This is a genomic window from Croceicoccus hydrothermalis (assembly GCF_022378335.1).
Classification (GTDB): Bacteria; Pseudomonadota; Alphaproteobacteria; order Sphingomonadales; family Sphingomonadaceae; genus Croceicoccus; species Croceicoccus hydrothermalis.
In genome coordinates this window covers 103,677-123,226 of the sequence record NZ_JAIQCI010000007.1, presented here as the reverse complement: position 1 = coordinate 123,226, position 19,550 = coordinate 103,677, and the positions used below count along the sequence as shown (strand labels likewise).

The window sequence follows — 19,550 nt, the reverse complement described above, 5'->3', positions numbered from 1 at the left end:
CCCCATTTGGGGTCGCGGCGCGCAAATGCAAAGCCGGAGCGCGAAAACCATTATTCGCCCCCCTGCAAGGTCGCCTTGGCCGGCGCGATATCGGCATCCGAGAGCACGAACATCCGCGGCGCATGGGTATAGAGGAGCGCCGCCTCGACCTGGCTAGCCGGATAGATCGCCTCCAGCGCGGCGACATAGGCGGCCATCTGCCGGATATAGGCGGCGGGGATATCCTCCTTCGTCGCGGGCGGACGGCGGGCGGTCTTGAAATCGACGATGCGGATCGTCTCGCCCAGGCACAGGCGGTCGACGGTGCCCGAAATCACGCGCCCGCCCACGGTCGCGGCGATCGGCACCTCGACCAGCGCGTCCGGCCCGAATACGTCGGAGAAACCGGGGTGCGAAAGGACGCGCATCGCCGCATCGACCATCTCGCCCCGGTGCGCGACGTCGAGATCGGCCGCATGCCGGTCGAGCCAGCGGCGCGCGGCGCCCTCGCGCCGGTCATCCGCCACTTCGGGAAGACGTTCGAGCAGGCGGTGGACAAGCACGCCGCGCCGCGCCGCGTCCATGCCCGCGCCGGGGGGAAGCGGTGGATCGGGCGCGTCCTCCTCGCCCAGCGATGACGGGGCGAGCGGGCGCGGCGGGCGCGGCTCCGGCCCGACCGGCGTGGTCAGCCACCGCGGCAGCAGGGCGAGCTCGTCCTGTGCATCGGTCGCCGCATCGTGCATCGGTTCGTCCGGCGCCATGCCCCATTGCTTCGCCCCGGCCCAGACGGGATCGTCGCGCCACTCCTCCTCGAACAGGGGGAGCAGACGCGCGTACCAGCTATCTGCCGGCGCTTCCTCGGCGCGGGCCGGCAATGCGCCCGCGATGAACAATGCCTCCTCCGCCCGCGTCATCGCGACATAGAGCAGGCGCCAGTGTTCCTGCCGCTCGGCAAGGGCGGCGGCCTCCTGCGCCGCGGCGATACGCCCGCGGCGTTCCTCCTTGCGCAGGGCGGGCATCGGCAATGTGCGCGGGGCGAAACCGGGCGCATCCGACCCCGGCTCGGTCAGTTGCAGGGTGGAGGGCATGGACCGGTCCGGATCGTCCGCCGCATCGGCGAGGATGACGATCGGCGCCTGAAGCCCCTTCGACCCATGCACCGTCATGACCCGCACCAGCCCGCCTTCGCCACCCGCCTCGCGCTTCAGCTCGCCCGAACCTGCATCGAACCAGCGGATGAAGCCGGTGAGGCTCGGCGTCTGCGTCGCGGAGAAGGACAGCGCCGCGTTCAGCAATTCGTCGATCGGGTCGTTCGCTTCGGAGCCGAGCCGCGCGATCAGGCGCGCGCGCGCCTGCCACGGCCCGACGAGCAGCCAGTGCAGCAAACCCTGCGGCGGCTGATAATCCGCACGCGCCAGAAGGGGCAGGAGCCGTTCCACCGCGGCGCGCGGCAGGTCCGCCGTCGATGCGCGAAGATGGTCCCACAACGGGCGCCCCTTTTCGCGATAGCCATGTTCGAGCAATTCGTCCTGCGACCAGCCGAACATCGGCGAGACGAGTAGCGCGGCCAGCGAAAGATCGTCACCCGGCTGCACCGCAAAGCGCAGCGCCGCCATCAAATCGCGCACCGCCAGCGGCGCGCCGAGCCGCAGCCGGTCCACCCCCGCGACCGGCACGCCCCGCGCATGCAGCCGCGCCACGATCAGCCCGGCAAGCTCCTTGCGCTTGCGGACGAGCACCATGACATCGCCCGGCCCGGCCCGACGCGCCTGCCCGCGCTTTTCCCCCTTTACGAGCGGAAAGCCGGTGTGGATCCAGTGCGCGATCTGCTCCGCCACATTGTCGGCGACGCGCCGGTCGGGCCGCGAAAGCCAGCTTTCCTCGCCTGCATCGCCGGCGTCGTCCTCATCGTCCGGGGCGGCGCCGACCGCGCGCCAGATCACGACCTGCCCTGCGCGCATCTCGCCCACATGCTTGCCGGGATCGTCGCGCAGGCCGAAATTTTCCGGCGCGATCGCGTCTATGGCTCTATCCACGAAATCGAGCACTGGCTGCGCCGTGCGATAGCTGCGGCCGAGGCCGTATTCCTGTAACTCGCGCAGGTCCGGGCCGCCGCGCTGCGCCCCGACATTGGCGAAGGCCTCCGCCATGCGCGCCTTCACCCGCAGTTTCGCGGATTCGAAATTTTCGGGGCTGGTCCCCTGAAAGCGGAAGATCGCCTGCTTGTAATCGCCAACGACGAAGAGCGTACGCATCCGGTTTTCCCCGGCGCCCTGCCCGGCAAAGAACTCCTCGGTCAACGCCTCGATCACGTTCCATTGCGCGGCATTGGTGTCCTGCGCCTCGTCGATGAGGATATGATCGAAACGCCGGTCGAGCTTGTACCGGATCCAGTCCGCCATGTCGGAGCGTTGCAGGAGGCGCGCGGCCTGCCGGATCTGATCGTCGAAATCGATCAGCCCCTCGCGCTGCTTCGCCCGCCCCCATTCGAGCGCGAACGCGCGGCCCAGCATGAGGGCCGGTGTCAACCATTCGGCGAGCGTTGCAAGCGCGCGAAGCTCCTCGATCTCGTCAAGCTGTTCGCCCACCATGCCCGCGTGGGTCGCATAGGCCGGGTCGATCTTTTCCAGGTTGGCGAGGCGTTTGACATCGCCCTTCTGCGTGAACAGCGCGGACCGCAATTCCGGCAGGGTATCGGCCCGCCCCTGCGCATCGCGGGCCAGCCACGCGGCAATGGACGCCGCCATGTCGAGCCCGCTCTTCGTCCCCCAACCGGTCATTGCATCGCGGCACAGCAAAAGCGCGCGCGTATCGAAGCGATCCTCCCCGCACAGCGCGGCCACGTCGCCCGCCTCGAAATCCGCCGACAGGCCGAGCAGGCGATTGACCCGCGGGCGCAGTGGTGGCTGCCACGCCCCTGGCCCCTCCCATGCCTCCGCCGCGTCGGCACATGCCATGAGGAAACGTTCGATCGCCGATTGATCCGCGCGCAGGGACAGCGCCGACAGCGCCTCGATCAGCGCGTCGTCGCCCCGCTCCTCCGCCGAGACCAGCATGGCCGAAAGCACTTCGCGCAGCAAAAGCTCCCGGTCGCGATCCTCCATCGCGCGCGTGCCGGGCACAAGCCCCGCCTCCATCGGAAAGGCCGACAATAGCCATTGCGAGAAAGCGTGGATCGTCTCGATCCGCAGGCCGCCGCCCGGACAATCGAGCACCGCGGCAAAGCGTGTGCGCGCCCGGGCCCGCGTCTCCGGATCGGAGGACGCGCCGATCGCCTTGAGATCATGGGCGAGCGACGCGGCATCCGCCCTGACCCAGCTTGCCAGCACGTCATTGACCCGGTTCGCCATTTCGGCCGCGCCCGCCTTGGTGAACGTCAGGCACAGGATCTGCGATGGCTCCACCCCCGGTTCGAGGAGAAGGCGCAGCACGCGGGCGGACAGCACCTGTGTCTTGCCGGTGCCCGCACTCGCCGAAAGCCAGACCGTGTCGGCGGGGTCGACCGCCGCACGCTGATTATCCCGAAGTGGATAGACTTTTGCCGCGCCGCTCATGCCTCTTTCCCTTCCCCGGAATCGCGCCGCGCCCGCCCCTGCCATTCGTCGAGCCGCATGAGCTGATCATATTCGTTATATCCCGGCAGATCGGGGTTGAGCCGGGCGGTGAACGGCGCATTGCCGGTAATCCACCGGGCAATCGCATCGGACAGGTAAAACGCGCTCTGCTCGATAAATTCCTCCCGCGCGAGGCCTGTCCGCTTGCGCCCCTCCTTTACCGGTTCGTCGCGAAAGCCGAAACCGTCCTTCCCGCGTGCGAGCGACCAGTATTCGAAGCGGTCCGGCGTACCCTCGACCCCCGCATCGTGGAACCCGCCCCGCTCCGCCACCAGCGCGGTCGTGCCCAGTTGCAGGGCAAAGCCTTCCTCCACCATGGATGCGCTTGGCGGGCGTCCGGTCTTGTAATCGACGATGGCGAGCGTGCCGTCGGCAAGCCTGTCGATGCGGTCGGCGCGCGCCTCCACCCGCACGCCGTCGACGGTGATGACGCCCTTGCATTCGGTGGCGGCGATCGTGCGCCCGTCGGCGGCCAGTGCGGCCGTCTCCGCCTCGATCCAGTCGAGCGCGGCGAGCAGGCGCGGCTGCCACAATCCGCGCATGAAGGGATGGCCCGACATCGCGTTCAGCATGGCGCGCGCCAGATCGTGCAGGGTGCCGGGCGCCGCCCCATGGTCGCGGTGCCAGCGATGCAGGATGTCGTGCACCGCCGATCCGCGCCACGCCGGCGTCGGTTCGTCGTCGATCGCGTCGAGCGCATGGAGCCGCAGGATCGACCGGGCATAGAATTGATAGGGATCGGAACGCAGACGGTCGAGCCCGGTGGCCGACAGGCCGACACGGCGCTGCTCTGCCGAAGGCATCGGTTCCGGCTGTGGATGCGGGGGCACGGGTTCGGCCCTGTCGATCGCGGCGGACCACAAGGGTGCGTTGCCCTGCACATGGGTTTCGAGCAGTTTCGGGCCGAGCATCGCGCGCACGCGCAGTATGAACCGGCTCGCGATCACGGGCCCGCTGCTGTCGCGGCGCGCATGGCTGAGCACCACCTCCGGCGCCCCGAGTGCGGCGGCGAGATCGTGCGCCGAAAGCCCGATGCGGAAATCCCCGCCCGGCACGCCCAATGCGCGCAGCACGGCCGGCGCGATGAGAGGATCGGTCGTCGCCGGCTGCGGCCAGCTTCCTTCGTGAAGCGCGCCGCAGATGACGAGATCGGCACGGCTCATCCGCGCCTCGATCAGGCCGTAGATCGCGAGCCGCTCGTGCCCGCCATACGGCGGCCGCACCGCGACCTGCTCCATCGCGTCGCGCAGCATTGCGGGCAATTCGGCCGGTTCGAGCATCGTCGAAACGCCGCGCGCCTGTTCGCGCAGATCCTCGACAAAAGCGGCGAGCGCACGGCCGTCCGCCTCGCCCCAGATGGAAAGGCCGCAGATCCCCTCCGCCGCCGCGGCAAGCGCATCGAGGCTCGCGGCAAGGTCGATGCGCTCCTCGCTGCCCAGCGCGACGAGCGGGGTCAGCATCCGCTCCACCTCCTCCCACCATTCGCGCATCGCAGGCTCGCCCCGGCGCTCCGCCATGCGAAGCACCGCTTCGCGCAGCGGCGCCAGCCCGATATCGAGCCGCGGCCCCCGCATGGCGAGATCGAGCCGCCGCGCATGGGACAACCACGCCGCGCGGCGCTTGCCCCTCTCGTCCCCTCCCCCGCCGTGGAAGCCAAGTCCGGCATAGGGATGCACCAACACCGAAAGCAGCGGGATCGCCGCCCCCCGCTCCGCCAGCACCTCGGCCAGAAGGAGCAGCATCCGCCCCGCCACCGTCTGCGGCAAGGGGCGGCCCGCGGTATCGTCGGCGGCGATGTTCCACCGTTCGAGATGCGCGATCACCCGCCCGGCCAGCCCCCGATCCGGCGTGATCAGCGCCACCCGCCGTTCGGGTATTTCCAAGGCCTCGCGGATAAGAATGGCGATGGCCTGCGCCTCCTCCTCCGGATGGGCGGTTTCCATGACCCGCACGCCCGACAGGCGCCGTGCCTCGGGCGGAAGATCGATCCAGGTCGCGCTTTGCTCGGGCGGGAGGAACAGGTTCGAAATCGCGCGGCTGCGTTCGGGCGGGGCCTTGCTCATCCCCGCGCGGTGCCAGGGCCGGACTTCCCCGCGCGCCACGCCCATCCGGTTGAGCAGGAGTTTGAGATGATATTGCGGATGGGTGACCGCATCGCCCGGACCGATCGGCGGATCGTCCGGATTCTCCCCCTTGCCCGCCCGGCCAAGCCCGTCCCAGACCGCATCGTCCAGCGCGAGATCGAGATCGGGCAGAACCACGCTGCCCTGCGGCATCTGCGCGATCACGCGCAGCAGGCGGGCGATCGACGGGCTCGCGCTCGTCACGCCGGCGGCAACGATGGCCCCTGCGGGCGGGGTCCGGCTCCATTTTGCGGCGGCATGGTCGAACAGCCGGGTGCGGCGCGCCGGCGCATCGAGTTCGCCGCGTTCCTGCAACTCGGCGAGCCACATCGCCTGCACGCTGGCGAACAGGTGCAGATTGCGGACCCAGTGTTCGGACAATTCGCCAACCAGATCGAGCACGCGCGCGCTCATCAATTCCTCGGGGCCGATCCCCTCGACCAGCAGGCGATCCATGCCGCGGGCAATTTCACGTGCCTGCCGCAGCAAGGCGGCCTGTCCGGGGATGGGATCCATGCCTGCCCGCTCCATCGCAAGGCGCAGCATCTGCGCGAGGCGCAGCCAGCGGCGGGTGGGGTCCGCGGCGGGAGGAATTTCATTATCCACACCGATCGGATCGAGCAGCGCGCCCAGCGTTTCGTCGAGATCAAGATCGCCGATGACCGCCATGCGCGGCAACAGCAATCCGCCCCCGCTCAACCGCACGAACGCCTCCGTCACCGTGCGGATGGCGCGCCTGCTCGGCAAAAGCAGGGTCAGCCGCGCCAGCCCCGCGTCATCTTCGGCGTAGCGGGGGATCAGCCCCGCAACCAGCGCATCGGCAAAACCGCGATGCGCGGCAATGGAATAGAGCGAGAGCCGCGTCGCCGTTTCAGACACGCGTGAACAGTTCCTCTGCAGGTTTGATATGGTGCGGCTCGCCAATCTCGATCCATTCGCCGGCGTGAATGGTCCCGAACAGGCGCCCCTCCTCCATCGCGCGCTGCCAGAAGACATTGGTCGAGAATTTCGCCTCCGCCGGCGGATCGCGCAGGAGACGGCGGTGGATCAATTGTATCCCGCTGAAGACGAAAGGTGCGACCCGTCCCGGTGCGCGGCGCGACAGCTGCCCCACCGGATCGAGGTGGAAATCCCCCTGCCCCCGGTAATTATGCGTGCGCATATGCGGCACCAGCAGCAGCAGAGCGTCCATACGTTCAGGATCCCACGCCATGGAAAGTTGACGAAACACGTCGCGCGGCCCGTCGAGCCATATCGCATCGGAATTGAGGCAGAAGAAGCTGTCGGCATCCAGCAGCGGAAGCGCCTTTACCAGCCCGCCGCCCGTTTCGAGCAATTGCTCACGCTCGTCCGAAACGGTGACGGCGGGGGCGTTGCGCCGTTTTACGTGCGCCTCGATCGCGTCGGCAAGATAATGCACGTTCACCACCGCCCGCGCGACGCCCGCATCCGCCAGCCGGTCGAGCGCATGGTCCAGCATCGGCTTGCCGCACACCTTCACCATCGGTTTCGGCGTCGTCGCGGTGAGCGGGCGCATGCGTTTGCCAAGCCCCGCGGCCATCACCATCGCCACGTCGCTGGCAAGCGGTTCGCGGCCGAGCGTCATTGCCCGTCCCCGAGCGGCGCACCGTTCGCCATCCGGATTTCGGAGGGAATATTCGCATCGAACCACCGCGCGACGGGTGCCAGCGCAGGGTGGGCGAGGTCGCGTTCCATCGCGGCCCACACCCGCGGGATGAGCGATAGGTAGCGATGCTTTCCATCGCGGTGCGAAAGCCGCATGAAAATGCCGACGATCTTGGCGTTGCGCTGTGCGCCGAGCCGCGCATAATCGGCGCGGAACGCATCGCCCGCGCCGGTCCGGCTCGCATAATGGTCGAGCATTTCGGCCTCCAGCGTCTCGCTCACCTCGCGCCGTGCATCCTGAAGCAGGGAGACGAGGTCGTAGGCGGGATGACCGATCAGCGCGTCCTGAAAATCGAGAAGCCCCTGTCCATAAGGCGCGGCCCCGCCGGCACCGGCTTCCTCGTCGAGCAACATGATATTCTCCGCATGATAATCACGCAGCACCGTCACACCCGCGCCATCGTCGAGCGGTGACAGCACCTCACGCCAGGCCTGCTCGAACCCGTCGTCGTCGACGCGCAAGCCCCGCGGAATGCAGAACCACTCGGTGAACAGCTTCGCCTCGCGCAGATATTCGGACATGTCATAGGGCCGGAACGGACCGGCCGGTGCATCGCGCAAACGGGCCAGAACATCGACCGCATCGCGATAGACCGCGCTCTCATCCCCTGCGTGAAGGTCGAGATGGTCGCGCATGCGCCGGTCGCCGAAATCCTCGAGCAGGACGAGCCCGCGCGCCGCGTCCTGCGCCAGCACGCCGGGCGCGCGAAACCCGTGCCGCGTAAGATATTCTGCGGCGTCGAGGAACGGGCGCGGATCCTCGTTCGGGGGCGGGGCGTCCATCAACATGGCGCTCTCTCCCCCGCTCCGCCGCGCTCTGTAATACCGGCGAAAGGACGCATCACCGGGCAAAGGCTCGACATGCGCGTCCCCCCATCCGGCATTGTCGAGGAAGGCGAGGATGCGCGGCGGCACGGGCGATGCGGATTGTTCGGGGGGCGTATTCGTCTTTGCGGTCATGGCATTCGCCCTTGCCAATCCTTTGCGCCTTTCACAATGGCGATGCGCCCTTCGTCCGCGGGTTCGAGACGGATCGAAAGGCAGGCTGTGTCGAATTCGAAACCGCCGGCATGCTCCGGCCACTCCGCGATGAGCGCCGCCCCGTCACGATAGTCGTCGAGGCCGAGCTCCTCCACCTCCGCCGGATCGTCGAGCCGGTAGAAATCGGCATGGCATATCGGCAGCGAAACCGACGGCGGATCATAGGTCTGTATGATGGCGAAGCTGGGGCTCGGCACCTCGCCCGTGTGGCCGAGCGCGGCGATGATGGCGCGTGCCATCGTGGTCTTTCCCATGCCGAGCCCGCCCGAAAGCGCGACGACATCGCCGCCGCGCAATCGCGCCGCGATACGGCGGCCCAACGCATGGGTCGCCGCCTCATCACGAAGCGGCAGGCGGAGCACGGGCGCGCCCTCCGTCATGGCAGGAAGATCGCCGCCTGCACGACCTGTCCGTCGCCATGCATGAAATCGAGCCGTCCGCCATGCGCCTCGATCAATTCGCGCGCGAGCGGCAGGCCAAGGCCCGCGGTCTGTCGGGCCGCCTCGCCGCCGGAGGTCTTGCCGGTGGAGACATGCGCCACCCGGATAACCGCGCCATTGGGTTTGCGCCGCAGTTCGACATTGATCTGGCCGCCGCGCGCGCTCGCCGAAATGGCATTGTCGAGGACATTGCCGATCGCCCGGCGAAGGCGGCGGCGGTCGCCCTGCACGCTGCCCGAAGACCGGTCCCCGCGCACGTTCAGCGTCAACGCCTCGGTATCGATACGCTCGGCCCGTTCATGCGCAAGTTCGGTGACGAGCGCCATCAGTTCGACCGTCTCATGCACCAGCGGCAACATGCCTGCCTCGCTCTGCGTAAGGTCGAGCACCGCCTCGATCTGATCCGAGAGGCGCTGTGTCGAAGAAAGGATCGCATCGACGTAATCCATCTCCTTTTCGTTCAGCGTGCCGGCCACGCCGCTATGCAGCATTTCGGCAAACCCCATGATGGAGGTGAGCGGCGTGCGGAATTCATAGCTCATATTGGCGAGGAAGCGGGTCTTCACCGCATCCGCCTCGACCAGCGCCTTGTTCCGCTCGATCAGCGCGGCCTCCGCCTTTTGCGAATCGGTGATGTCGAGCGCGGACAGCATGCCGTTCCCGTCGGGCAGCGGCACCCCCATCAGCGCGAGCGTGCGGCCATCCTTCATCGCGACGCGCCGGCTCGCACGCTTGCGGCGCAGGGTCGCCGATTCGATGATATGCGCGATATGCTCCGCATCGCTTTCATTATCGAGCTGCGATTGCAGCGCGGGCAGAAGCGCATCGACATGGGGATGCGTCGCCAGGAATTTTTCGGCCAGCCGCCATTCGGTGCCGAACCGGCGGTTCCACATCTGCACCTTGCCATCGGGCGCGAACACGGCGAGCGCCTCGAACAGGCTGTCCAAGGTCGCCGACCGCACGCGCAGCAAGGTGTCGCGCGAACTGGCGAGCTTGAGCTGTTCGGTCCGGTCCTCCACGATCATCATCAACCCGCCGTCCGGCATCGGCTGCGCCACGACGCGCAGATGCGTGCCATCGGCCAGCACCCATTCCTCGTCCTGCGCATCGCTGGCGGTGAACCATGCCTCATGCTCGCGGCGCCATTGGGGGAAGTCGCGCACCTGCGGAAGCCGGTTGGAATCGCGCATCATGTCCAGAACCCGGCCTACCGGCAGCGATTCGCGCCCGACATCGCCGGGAAGATCGAATATGCGCCGCATCGGCAGGTTGATGAAAACGAGGTTCCGGTTGCGGTCGAATTGCGCGACCCCGGACGAAAGCTGATCCAGCAAGGCCCGCTGCGCGGCGCGAAACATGCGAAATTCGCGCGACAGCTGCTCCACATCCTCGACATCGATGGCATAGCCTGCGACGCCTTCCTGTCCCACCGGCACATCGCTCACGCGCAGGGCACGGCGTTCGCCGCCGATCGTGGCCATCACCGTACGCTCGACCGGGCGGCGCGCGGCGAAGGCCTGGCTCGCCACGTCGGCGGCATCGACCCCGGCGATGGATTCGACCAGCTCGATATTGGCGGCGGTGGTGCGCCCGGCATCCGGCGCGCCGACGCTGCGGACATAGGCCTCGTTCACCAGCTTCATCTTCCCATCGGGGCCGCGAAACCACATGGGTATGGGCGCCGCCTCGATAAGGCCGGAGAGCGCCGCATACTCGCTGCGCACCTTGTCACGTTCGCCTGACAGACGTTCGATATCGTCGGCCATGTTCGTCACATCGATCGCCCATACCAGCACCGAGCCGGCCGGCGCATTGCGCGAATCGGCGACCTTCCCCTCCAGCATGATCGTGCGCGGACCACCGCCGGGCCGCACCGTCATGCGAAAGGGCGTGGCCGATACCTTGGTATCGCGAACCGCTTTGGCGAGCGCCTCGACATCGGCCGCCGACAGCCCGCCTTCGTCCTGGGACAGTTCGGCCATGGTCGCGGGCATCCGGTCGCACCCCAGCCATCGCGCGAGCCGTGCCGGCCCCTCGATCCGCATCGATGCATCGATGAGAAGCGGCTGTGCCGGCGCGGCGTCGATCATCGATTGGAGGTGATCGGGCGGTGCCTTGGCGTGATGAGCCGCGATGGCGCGGGTCCGCATGACCGCAAAGACCGCGGCCATCGTCCACCCGGCGAGGATCAGCCCGATGGCGGCAAGAGCGATCCCGCTCAATTCCACCGTCGCACCCTTGCGCCGCGCGATCGTGCCAGAATGGAAAAAGCCCGCATACCCATGCCCATAGGGCTAGGGAATGCGGGCTTCCATTACAATCTGTCCGATGCCGTCCGGCCCCGGAAAACTGATCCGATCAGTAGCGGTAATGTTCCGGCTTGAACGGGCCTTCGACCGGAACGCCGATATAATCGGCCTGCCGCTTCGACAATTTGGTCAGCTTCACGCCAAGCTGTTCAAGGTGAAGCGAGGCGACCTTCTCGTCCAGATGCTTGGGCAGGACATAGACGTCGTTCTTGTATTCGTCGCCCTTGGTGAAAAGCTCGATCTGCGCGAGCACCTGATTGGTGAAGCTGTTGCTCATGACAAAGCTGGGGTGCCCGGTCGCACAGCCCAGATTGACCAGGCGGCCCTTCGCCAGAATGAGCAATTGCTTGCCATCGGGGAAGGTCACGAGATCGGTGCCGGGCTTGATCTGCTTCCACTCGTAATTGTCGAGCGCGGAAATCTGGATCTCGGAATCGAAATGGCCGATGTTGCACACGATGGCCATGTTCTTCATCGCCTTCATGTGCTCGCCGGTGATGACGCCCTCATTGCCGGTCGCCGTCACGAAAATGTCGCAGCGTTTCACCGCGTCTTCCATCGTGACGACCTCGTACCCTTCCATCGCCGCCTGAAGCGCGCAGATCGGGTCGACCTCGGTCACCATGACGCGGGCGCCGCCATTGCGCAGCGAATCGGCGCTGCCCTTGCCGACATCGCCGAAGCCCGCGACGCAGGCGACCTTCCCGGCCAGCATCACGTCGGTCGCACGGCGGATCGCATCGACCAGCGATTCCTTGCAACCATAGAGATTGTCGAACTTCGACTTGGTCACCGAATCGTTCACGTTGATCGCCGGGAACGGCAGCTTGCCGGCCTTGGCAATGTGATAAAGGCGGTGCACGCCGGTCGTCGTTTCCTCCGACACGCCGCGAATGGCCTCGACGCTGCGGGTGAGGTAGCCGGGCTTGCGCTTGATGAAGGCCTTCAACGCGCGCTGCATCTCGATCTCTTCGGCGTTTTCGGGGTCGGGCATTTCCTCGCCCGCCTCGAGCCGCGCGCCCCAGAGCGCGAACATCGTCGCATCGCCGCCATCGTCGAGGATGAGGTTCGCGGTATTGTCCGAACCGTCGGCGTCCCATTCGAAGATGCGGCCGACATAATCCCAGTAATCGGCGAGGCTTTCACCCTTGATCGCGAAGACCGGCACGCCGCTTTCGGCAATTGCGGCCGCGGCGTGATCCTGTGTCGAGAAAATATTGCACGTGGCCCAGCGCACCTCGGCACCCAGCGCGGTGAGCGTCTGGATGAGCACGGCTGTCTGGATCGTCATGTGGAGCGAGCCGGTGATGCGCGCGCCGGTGAGCGGCTTGCTCTCGCCAAATTCCTCGCGCAGCGCCATCAGCCCCGGCATTTCGGTTTCGGCGATCGCGATTTCATCGCGACCATATTCGGCAAGGCCGATGTCGGCGATGACGTAATCTTCGTTTTTTGCAGCAGTGGCCAAGGCGCTGTGCTCCTGTGAAAATGATGAAAGACAATGGTTCGGCCCCGGCAAAGGGCGCCTGTATCGCTTCGCGCTTTAACGCCTCGACGCGTAGAGGGCAAATATAAAGGAAACTTTATATGTGCACCCCGCGCGTGCCACTCTCTTGTCGCCCGCGAGATGCCGCCTATCTGGCACGGTGACATCACAGTCAGACAGAAGGACCCGTTCATGACGATCAAGCAAGGCGATACGCTCCCCGACGCAAAACTGGTGAAAGCCACCCCCGACGGCCCGGCTCCTGTGCAGGCGAAGGATTATTTCGCGGGGCGCAAGGTCGCCCTGTTCTCGGTTCCGGGTGCCTTTACCCCGACCTGCTCCGCCCGCCACCTGCCCGGTTTCGCGGACAAGGCCGAGGAACTCAAAGCCAAGGGCATCGACGAGATCGCCTGCACCGCGGTGAACGATGCCTTTGTCATGGGCGCCTGGAACGAGCGTGACGGATCGAAGGATATCACCATGCTGGCGGACGGCAATGGCGAGTTTGCAGAGGCGCTCGGCCTCACCATGGACGGCAGCGGCTTTGGCCTTGGCAAGCGCGGACAACGCTGGGCCATGATCGTCGACGATGGCAAGGTGACCTCGCTCAACGTCGAAGAAAGCGGCGATTTCAAGGTCAGCAGCGCGGAGCACATGCTCAACCAGCTTTGATCGCTACCATAGCAATCGTGACAAAGGGGGCGCTTCCACGACGGAGCGCCCCCTTTTTCATGCGCCGGTTACGCCCTTATCTCGGGCGGCGCAGGCGGCGGAACAGCCCCTTGCGCTTGCTCATCGGCTCGAACATGTCGGCCGGGCTTTCGGGGTCCAGCCATTCCTCGTCGGCCAGCGTCTTTTCGACGTCGGTCAGTTTGTTGAGCTTGAACAGGCGGAGGCTGCGCCCAGGCTGCGGATGTTCGCGGATCAACGCGCGCATCGAACCGTATTTCTCCAGCAATCCGCCGATCTCGCCCTCGGGAATGCCGAGATGTTCCGCGAGCAATGAATAGCGCAGCTTACGGATGTTGTCGCCCTGCCCCCGATTGGCCGCGCGCGCCGTGTCGAGCAGCAGATCGCATTCGCTGTCGAGCCCGAGCGAACGGTTGTTCATGTTCGCCGACCCGATCTTCAACACCTCGTCATCCACGATCATCAGCTTGGCATGGACGTAGATCGGCGTGCCCTTGTCCGTGTGCGGGACATAGAGACGGAAGCGATTGCCGGGATCGTTCCGGCCGATCGTTTCGATGAGGCGCGCGCGGGCGGTATCCATCGCCTGCTGCTCGAGCCAGCCTTCGGCGCTCATCGGATTGACGATGACGATCTCGGGCGGGTCGTCCTCCTGCATCCGCCGGCAGATCGCTTCCGCAATCTTGCGCGAGGCGAAATACTGGCTTTCTGCATAGATGAAATTCTTGGCCCGGCCGATCAGCTCAACGAAAAGAGCCTCGATCTCGCGGATCTCCTCGATATCCTCATATGGCGCGCGGGTGCGCGACACGCCGAGTTCGACATCCTCGAAATCGGGTTCGAGGCCGTTGGGCCATGCCGTCTGCGATTGTGCCTCGACCGGGAGAAGCTCGTGCCTGCCCGCCAGCTTCCATCGGGTCAACGCCAGATTCTCCAGCGCGCGCACAATGTCGCCTTCGACCATCATCGTCATGTCGTGCCAGGGGGGATAACGGCGCCCGCCCGGTCGCCGGCGGCGCGGGTCGCGGTCGATGTGATCGCGGGTGTCCCACCGGTCCGCCGTCATGTCGATACCGCCGCACACCGCGACGGTATCGTCGATGACGACGATCTTCTGATGATGAGAACAACCGAACGGATGCATCGAATCGAACTTGAACTCGATCCGGTCATGCCGATACCAGCGCCATATATCGGCCAGCATCGATCCGCGGAAAAACATCTTGATCGCGCCGAAATCCCATTTCAGCACGCGAATTTCGAGATCGGGATTGCGATTGGCGAGCCACACGACGAAGCGGCCCAGTCGCCGCGGCGGCCGGTCGCGTCCGAAAATCTGATACCATCGTCGTCCACGGCCAAGCGCGATGCGCGTATCGAAATCCCAACCGATCAGCAGAATGCGCTTCTTCGCATTCATCATCGCCTGCTGCATGTACTGAAAATAATCGGCCGCATCGACGATGACCGTCGCGCGTGTCGCCCTGTCGTAACGCCAGACGGCGGGAGAGGCCCTTTCCTCCCCCGTCGCATGCAAATCCTCCTGCCGGGTTATATCGCCCGGCGAATCCAGTGGTGTACTCACTCCTTTGCGTCTTCCATCTTTTCGGGCGTGACCTCGGCGTGGTCCTTTTCCGCCTCCTTGCGGCGGTCGAACACGGATCGCATGTGCGCGATGTCATCCTCGGTCAGATAGTTCGCAAAATCGGGGAAGTGGTCCTCCTCCTCCTCGTCGATATGATGTTCGTAATCGTGGCGCAGATCCTTGAACTTGGACATCCACGCGCTCGACGACATGTCCGTCGCCGCCAGATCGTTGAGCATTTCCTCGATCTCGTGATGCTCAGCGACGGAGTGGCGGGTTTCGCCCGTCGTTTCGGGCTTGCGCAGCATGGTGGAATAAAGCGCCTGCTCCTCGGCCGCGGCGTGGCTCTTAACCTCGCGCGTGAATTGCGCGAGGAGATCGGCGCGCTCTTCGCTTTCCCCCGACGTGCTGGCCATTTTTTCGAGCAGCTTGCGATGATCGTCGTGATCCTGTTTCAAACGATCGAAAATGTCGGTCTTGTCGGACATGCGCGTTTCTCCTTGCATCTTTCGCTATGGAACAGGCGAAGCGAGATGCGGTTCCGAGCAGGCGGACGCTTCACCCCGGACCCGAAAGACGGCCATGAAAAAGGCCGCTCCCTCATTCGAAGGAGCGGCCTGATTTCGTGGCGCGCCCGGAAGGATTCGAACCTCCGGCCACCTGATTCGTAGTCAGGTACTCTATCCAGCTGAGCTACGGGCGCGTCGTGGGGAGGCAGATAGTCGGCACGCCGAACATTGGCAAGCCCTGTCTGTAACAAAATTATCAGAGAACGAGAAATTCCCGGAATCGCAAGAGTTCCCGGTCGAGCGGCGCGAGCGCGAGTGTGTCCAGCATGTCCGCCACGGTCCATTGGAGACTTCCGCCTTCCTGCGGATCCGGCGTGCCGGACCAGCGTCGGCAGATATAGAGAAGCAGCACGATTCCCCGACCGTCCGGCCCGCCCGTGGGCGAGGACGCAAAGCCGGTCGGCACGCAATCGTCCGGCGCAACCACGATGGCCAGTTCCTCATGCAGTTCACGGGCGAGCGCAGCGTCCGGCTGCTCGCCCGCGTCGACCTTTCCGCCCGGAAATTCCCAGAGGCCGCCATGATGCTTGCCCTCGGGCCGCCTGTGCATCGCGATCCGGCCATCGGGACCGATCAGCGCGCCGGCCACAACAATAATCGGTGCCATCGCTTTCCCATCCCCCCGTGCGTCAGCCCGAGGGGCCGCTCAACCAAAGCTTAACAGCTTTGCTGCATCCCATGCCGCGCATCTGAAGAAAAGACCCGCCGCAACATAGAGGAGCGCCCAGTGATCAGCTGTACCAGGGCAATATGGCGTGATGAGAGCGGTGCGACCGCGGTGGAATACGGCCTGATTGCAGCCGTCTTGGTCATCGGCCTCATCGGTTCGCTGATCTTTTTCGCCTCAGGCACGATTGGAATGTGGGACGGCGTATCGACACGCACGCAGAATGCCGTCGAAAAGAAGGGTTAATCGAATTTACGATTTATTTAGTAATTCCCCGTATCCATCGAATGGCGCGATCTCAACGGAATGGGGGCAATACGAAATTCGCCAGACCGTAATTTGAACGGCGCAATCGAGTTTTGGAGTCAGGAGACCAACCATGAAGCTTTTCCATCAGATCATCAAAGACGAATCCGGCGCAACCGCCATCGAATACGGCCTGATCGCCGCCCTCATCGCCGTGGCATGCATCGGCGCGCTCACCCAGCTTGGGGGTAATCTGACGGGCACGTTCGAGAAGGTTGGAACCGAGCTGGGCGGCGACGCCGATGGTGGCGGTGAGGGCGGTGCGGATGCTGGCGCAGAAGGCGGCGCCTAATTCCCAGATCCATCGACCCGATGACAAACGACGGGCGGCGAGCAATCGCCGCCCGTTTCGTTTCGCGCATAAAAAAGGCGGCATCCGAAAATGCCGCCTTTCTGCATGTCAGAGTGAAGGAAATCAGTAGGTGACGATCTTCACTTTCTCGCCCGCACGCAATGTCGCGTTCGGGTCGAGCGAGTTGAGTACCAGGAACCGTTCGAGCTGCGCATTGTCATACGCCATCCGGTTGGCGAGCGAACGAATGGTGTCGCCCGATTTCACCGTCACGACGCTGACCTTGCGCGCCTTCACGGCATTGGCCTCGGCGGAGGAAATGCGGCGCATCGAATTGAACATGGGATTGAACGTCGCGGTCTGCCCCACCGGCGTGATGGTCAGGAAGTGAAACGCCTGATCGTTCGAAAATTCATAGGCGAATACGGTCACCTCCACGTTCGACTGCCCGTTGTTCACGCGCGCCTGGCCATACGCTGCCTCGATGCCGTTGACCGTGGTGCGCTGTATCGCTTGCGGCACGATATTCTGCTGCCCTTGTGGCGTGAGATCGGCAAACGCGCCGCGGATATAGCTGTCGAGATTATTGCCATAGGGACGCGTGGTGAGCTGCGCCTTGCCCGTCTGTCCGGTGATCGTGACGGCCTGCGTGCCGTTCACCATGAAATAGCCGTCGGGCGCGCGAAACTGAAACCCGAACACCGGATGGATGAAGGTGGAGCCGTTCACCACGCCCTGCTTCGGGTCGTCGCCATACATCATGCCATTGATGCGGCTGAGGAAAACGTCGCGATTGGTGACATTGCCGGGCATGCCCTGCGCCTCGGCCAGCGCATCGTTCACGCGGCTTGCCGGATCGGGGTGCGTCGAGGCCCATTCGGGGACATTGGTGTCGCCCCGCCCCGTCAGCCGCGCATCGAGCGCGTTCTGCTCGGCAAGGCTGCGCAGCACCATTCCCATCGCGCGCGGATCGTAACCCGCCGACGACAGATAGGCGACGCCGAGATCGTCGGCCTGACGCTCCTGGCTCCGCGAATAGCCGAGGGTAAGCAGCTGGCTGCCGGTCTGTGCGACCTGCTGCCCGATCTGACCGAGCGCGCTATTGCCGAGCAGCACACCCGAAAGCACGGAGCCGAGCACGCCGAGAATCGAGTTTTGCTGCGCCGCTTGCTGACGCGATTGCGAATGGCGCGCCGCGACATGGCCGACCTCGTGTCCCAGCACGGCGGCAAGCTCGGCCTCATTGTCCATCAGGCCGACAAGCTGACGTGTGGTGTAGATATAGCCGCCGGGAATGGCGAAAGCATTGTTCACCGGCGAATTGAGCAGGGTCACGGTATATGCGCTCTGCGCATTGGCGAGCCCGGATTGCGTGGCGATGTTCTGCCCCACCTGCTGCACATAGCCAGCGCCGGGCCCATCGTACGAACCGCCGAATTCGGCGACGAGCTGCGGATGCGCCTGTGCGCCCTGCTGCTTTTCCTGCGGCGTGATGGCCTGCGCCTGCCCCGGCACGACCGGCGGCGTCGATGTCCCCGCACAGCTCGACAGGGCCAGCGCGCCGACGGATGCAAAGGCGGTCAACCGCGCCTTGCGAAGGAACGCGGGGAAAGGGGCGGCGGGGCGGTTCGGCATGTGATCAGGCTCCTCAATACGAACGTGACGCGGGCGGGCACATTCCGTTCGGATCGCGGCCACACCCGGCATATTGCGGGTAAAACCAGCCTGATACTGCAATTGTTCCCGGCGGCGTCGGCGCGATCGTTCGGCCGTCGCATACGGCGGGCGCAACGCTTAGCCGAGCGATCCAATCGCGACGAAGCGGTCCGCGCGCTGACGCTGTAGCGTGGCGGGGTCGAGTTGCGACAGGACGGAAAGCTCCTGCTCGATCGCCTCGGCCAGATTGCGGGATGCCGTCGCGGGATCGCGATGCGCCCCGCCGAGCGGTTCGGCAACGATGCGGTCGATCACCTGAAACCGGCGAAGATCCTGCGCCGTGACCTTCATGGCCTCGGCAGCCTCGGGCGCCTTTTCATTGGTTCGCCACAGGATGGAGGCGCAGCCCTCGGGCGAGATCACGGAATAGACCGCATGCTCCATCATCAACACGCGTTCCGCAGCGGCCAGTGCCACCGCACCGCCCGATCCGCCCTCGCCGACAATCACGGCAACCATCGGCACGGGAAGGTCGAGACACGCCTGCGTCGCGCGGGCGATCGCCTCGGCCTGGCCGCGCTCTTCCGCTTCGATGCCGGGGAACGCCCCGCTCGTATCGACAAGGGTCACCACCGGGAGGCCGAAGCGCCCCGCAAGCTCCATCAGGCGGATCGCCTTGCGATAGCCCTCCGGCTTGCCCATGCCGAAATTATGGCGCAGCCGGCTTTGCGTATCATTGCCCTTTTCGTGGCCGATCAGCATCACGCGCCGTTTGCCCATTGTCGCGAAACCGCCCATGATCGCCTGATCGTCGCCAAAGGCGCGGTCTCCGGCAAGCGGCACGAAATCGGTGAAGGCATGGGCGACGTAATCGCCGAAATGCGGGCGGGCCGGATGGCGGGCCACCTGGGTCTTCTGCCACGGCGTCAGGTTGCGATAGATCGCGGCGCGCTGCGCATCGGCCTTCGCCTGCAGCTTGGCGATATCGCCGTCCATTTCCCCTGCGACGTCCGCCTTCTCGGCAGTTTCGCGCAATTCGGCGATGCGCCGTTCCAGCTCGGCAAGCGGCTTTTCAAATTCGAGATAGCTAATCATTTCGCGCCAACC

General features: G+C 65.4%; 15 protein-coding genes and 1 tRNA gene. 3 read left to right on the top strand and 13 right to left on the bottom strand.

Annotated features, from left to right (window positions below):
• Positions 1-50: 50 nt before the first annotated feature.
• The 7 genes from addA to ahcY all read right to left on the bottom strand — a co-directional run bounded on the left by addA (position 51) and on the right by ahcY (position 12,660).
• Complete coding sequence (gene addA, locus K4G67_RS07750) at positions 51-3,533, bottom strand: double-strand break repair helicase AddA (protein WP_239805813.1); 3,483 nt, start codon at positions 3,531-3,533, stop codon at positions 51-53.
• Positions 3,530-6,595 (bottom strand): double-strand break repair protein AddB, encoded by a 3,066-nt coding sequence (addB, locus tag K4G67_RS07745; RefSeq protein ID WP_239805812.1) that lies wholly within the window; start codon positions 6,593-6,595, stop codon positions 3,530-3,532. Before addB ends, addA begins: the two co-directional genes overlap by 4 nt.
• Complete coding sequence (locus K4G67_RS07740) at positions 6,588-7,322, bottom strand: nucleotidyltransferase family protein (protein ID WP_239805811.1); 735 nt, start codon at positions 7,320-7,322, stop codon at positions 6,588-6,590. The genes addB and K4G67_RS07740 overlap by 8 nt, the downstream gene beginning before the upstream one ends.
• Positions 7,319-8,362, bottom strand: a complete 1,044-nt coding sequence (locus tag K4G67_RS07735) for an aminoglycoside phosphotransferase family protein (RefSeq protein WP_239805810.1) — start codon at positions 8,360-8,362, stop codon at positions 7,319-7,321. Before K4G67_RS07735 ends, K4G67_RS07740 begins: the two co-directional genes overlap by 4 nt.
• On the bottom strand, positions 8,359-8,823 hold the full coding sequence (tsaE, locus tag K4G67_RS07730) for a tRNA (adenosine(37)-N6)-threonylcarbamoyltransferase complex ATPase subunit type 1 TsaE (protein ID WP_239805809.1): 465 nt from the start codon (positions 8,821-8,823) through the stop codon (positions 8,359-8,361). Before tsaE ends, K4G67_RS07735 begins: the two co-directional genes overlap by 4 nt.
• Positions 8,820-11,114 (bottom strand): sensor histidine kinase, encoded by a 2,295-nt coding sequence (locus K4G67_RS07725; RefSeq protein ID WP_239805808.1) that lies wholly within the window; start codon positions 11,112-11,114, stop codon positions 8,820-8,822. Before K4G67_RS07725 ends, tsaE begins: the two co-directional genes overlap by 4 nt.
• 130 nt (positions 11,115-11,244) lie before the next feature.
• Entirely contained in the window at positions 11,245-12,660 is a 1,416-nt protein-coding gene (gene ahcY, locus K4G67_RS07720) for an adenosylhomocysteinase (RefSeq protein ID WP_239805807.1), read from the bottom strand.
• Positions 12,661-12,870: 210 nt separating this feature from the next.
• Here ahcY and K4G67_RS07715 point away from each other — a divergent pair, with 210 nt between their 5' ends.
• Positions 12,871-13,350: a peroxiredoxin gene (locus tag K4G67_RS07715; RefSeq protein ID WP_239805806.1), complete on the top strand. Its 480-nt coding sequence runs from the start codon at positions 12,871-12,873 to the stop codon at positions 13,348-13,350.
• Between the two features lie 76 nt (positions 13,351-13,426).
• Here the strand turns inward: K4G67_RS07715 and K4G67_RS07710 are convergent, their stop codons facing one another.
• From K4G67_RS07710 to K4G67_RS07695, 4 genes are all read right to left on the bottom strand, one after another.
• Entirely contained in the window at positions 13,427-14,953 is a 1,527-nt protein-coding gene (locus K4G67_RS07710; protein ID WP_239805805.1) for a phospholipase D-like domain-containing protein, read from the bottom strand.
• Positions 14,950-15,441, bottom strand: a complete 492-nt coding sequence (locus tag K4G67_RS07705; protein ID WP_239805804.1) for a hemerythrin domain-containing protein — start codon at positions 15,439-15,441, stop codon at positions 14,950-14,952. The genes K4G67_RS07710 and K4G67_RS07705 overlap by 4 nt, the downstream gene beginning before the upstream one ends.
• Before the next feature lie 138 nt (positions 15,442-15,579).
• Positions 15,580-15,656: transfer RNA gene (locus tag K4G67_RS07700), tRNA-Arg, on the bottom strand.
• A gap of 62 nt (positions 15,657-15,718) precedes the next feature.
• Positions 15,719-16,129, bottom strand: a complete 411-nt coding sequence (locus K4G67_RS07695; RefSeq protein WP_239805803.1) for a (deoxy)nucleoside triphosphate pyrophosphohydrolase — start codon at positions 16,127-16,129, stop codon at positions 15,719-15,721.
• A gap of 120 nt (positions 16,130-16,249) precedes the next feature.
• Between K4G67_RS07695 and K4G67_RS07690 the strand changes: the two genes are divergently transcribed.
• Positions 16,250-16,435 (top strand): Flp family type IVb pilin, encoded by a 186-nt coding sequence (locus tag K4G67_RS07690; RefSeq protein WP_239805802.1) that lies wholly within the window; start codon positions 16,250-16,252, stop codon positions 16,433-16,435.
• Between the two features lie 133 nt (positions 16,436-16,568).
• A complete protein-coding gene (locus K4G67_RS07685; RefSeq protein ID WP_239805801.1) occupies positions 16,569-16,787 on the top strand; it encodes a Flp family type IVb pilin in 219 nt (72 codons plus the stop codon).
• A gap of 123 nt (positions 16,788-16,910) precedes the next feature.
• On the opposite strand, the gene K4G67_RS07680 is transcribed toward K4G67_RS07685, so the two are convergent.
• Together K4G67_RS07680 and K4G67_RS07675 are read right to left on the bottom strand one after the other, a co-directional pair.
• A complete protein-coding gene (locus K4G67_RS07680; protein WP_239805800.1) occupies positions 16,911-18,422 on the bottom strand; it encodes a M48 family metalloprotease in 1,512 nt (503 codons plus the stop codon).
• A gap of 159 nt (positions 18,423-18,581) precedes the next feature.
• Positions 18,582-19,538 carry an acetyl-CoA carboxylase carboxyltransferase subunit alpha gene (locus K4G67_RS07675; RefSeq protein ID WP_239805799.1) on the bottom strand — a complete coding sequence of 319 codons (957 nt, stop codon included), beginning with the start codon at positions 19,536-19,538 and terminating at the stop codon, positions 18,582-18,584.
• Positions 19,539-19,550: the final 12 nt, after the last annotated feature.

Bases quoted from the DNA above. Each gene is read 5' to 3' on its own strand.
- K4G67_RS07715 (WP_239805806.1), top strand. From the start codon at position 12,871: ATGACGATCAAGCAAGGCGATACGCTCCCCGACGCAAAACTGGTGAAA.
- addA (WP_239805813.1), bottom strand. From the start codon at position 3,533: ATGAGCGGCGCGGCAAAAGTCTATCCACTTCGGGATAATCAGCGTGCG.
- K4G67_RS07695 (WP_239805803.1), bottom strand. From the start codon at position 16,129: ATGGCACCGATTATTGTTGTGGCCGGCGCGCTGATCGGTCCCGATGGC.
- K4G67_RS07680 (WP_239805800.1), bottom strand. From the start codon at position 18,422: ATGCCGAACCGCCCCGCCGCCCCTTTCCCCGCGTTCCTTCGCAAGGCG.
- K4G67_RS07740 (WP_239805811.1), bottom strand. From the start codon at position 7,322: ATGACGCTCGGCCGCGAACCGCTTGCCAGCGACGTGGCGATGGTGATG.
- K4G67_RS07735 (WP_239805810.1), bottom strand. From the start codon at position 8,362: ATGACCGCAAAGACGAATACGCCCCCCGAACAATCCGCATCGCCCGTG.
- K4G67_RS07705 (WP_239805804.1), bottom strand. From the start codon at position 15,441: ATGTCCGACAAGACCGACATTTTCGATCGTTTGAAACAGGATCACGAC.
- K4G67_RS07685 (WP_239805801.1), top strand. From the start codon at position 16,569: ATGAAGCTTTTCCATCAGATCATCAAAGACGAATCCGGCGCAACCGCC.
- K4G67_RS07675 (WP_239805799.1), bottom strand. From the start codon at position 19,538: ATGATTAGCTATCTCGAATTTGAAAAGCCGCTTGCCGAGCTGGAACGG.
- tsaE (WP_239805809.1), bottom strand. From the start codon at position 8,823: ATGACGGAGGGCGCGCCCGTGCTCCGCCTGCCGCTTCGTGATGAGGCG.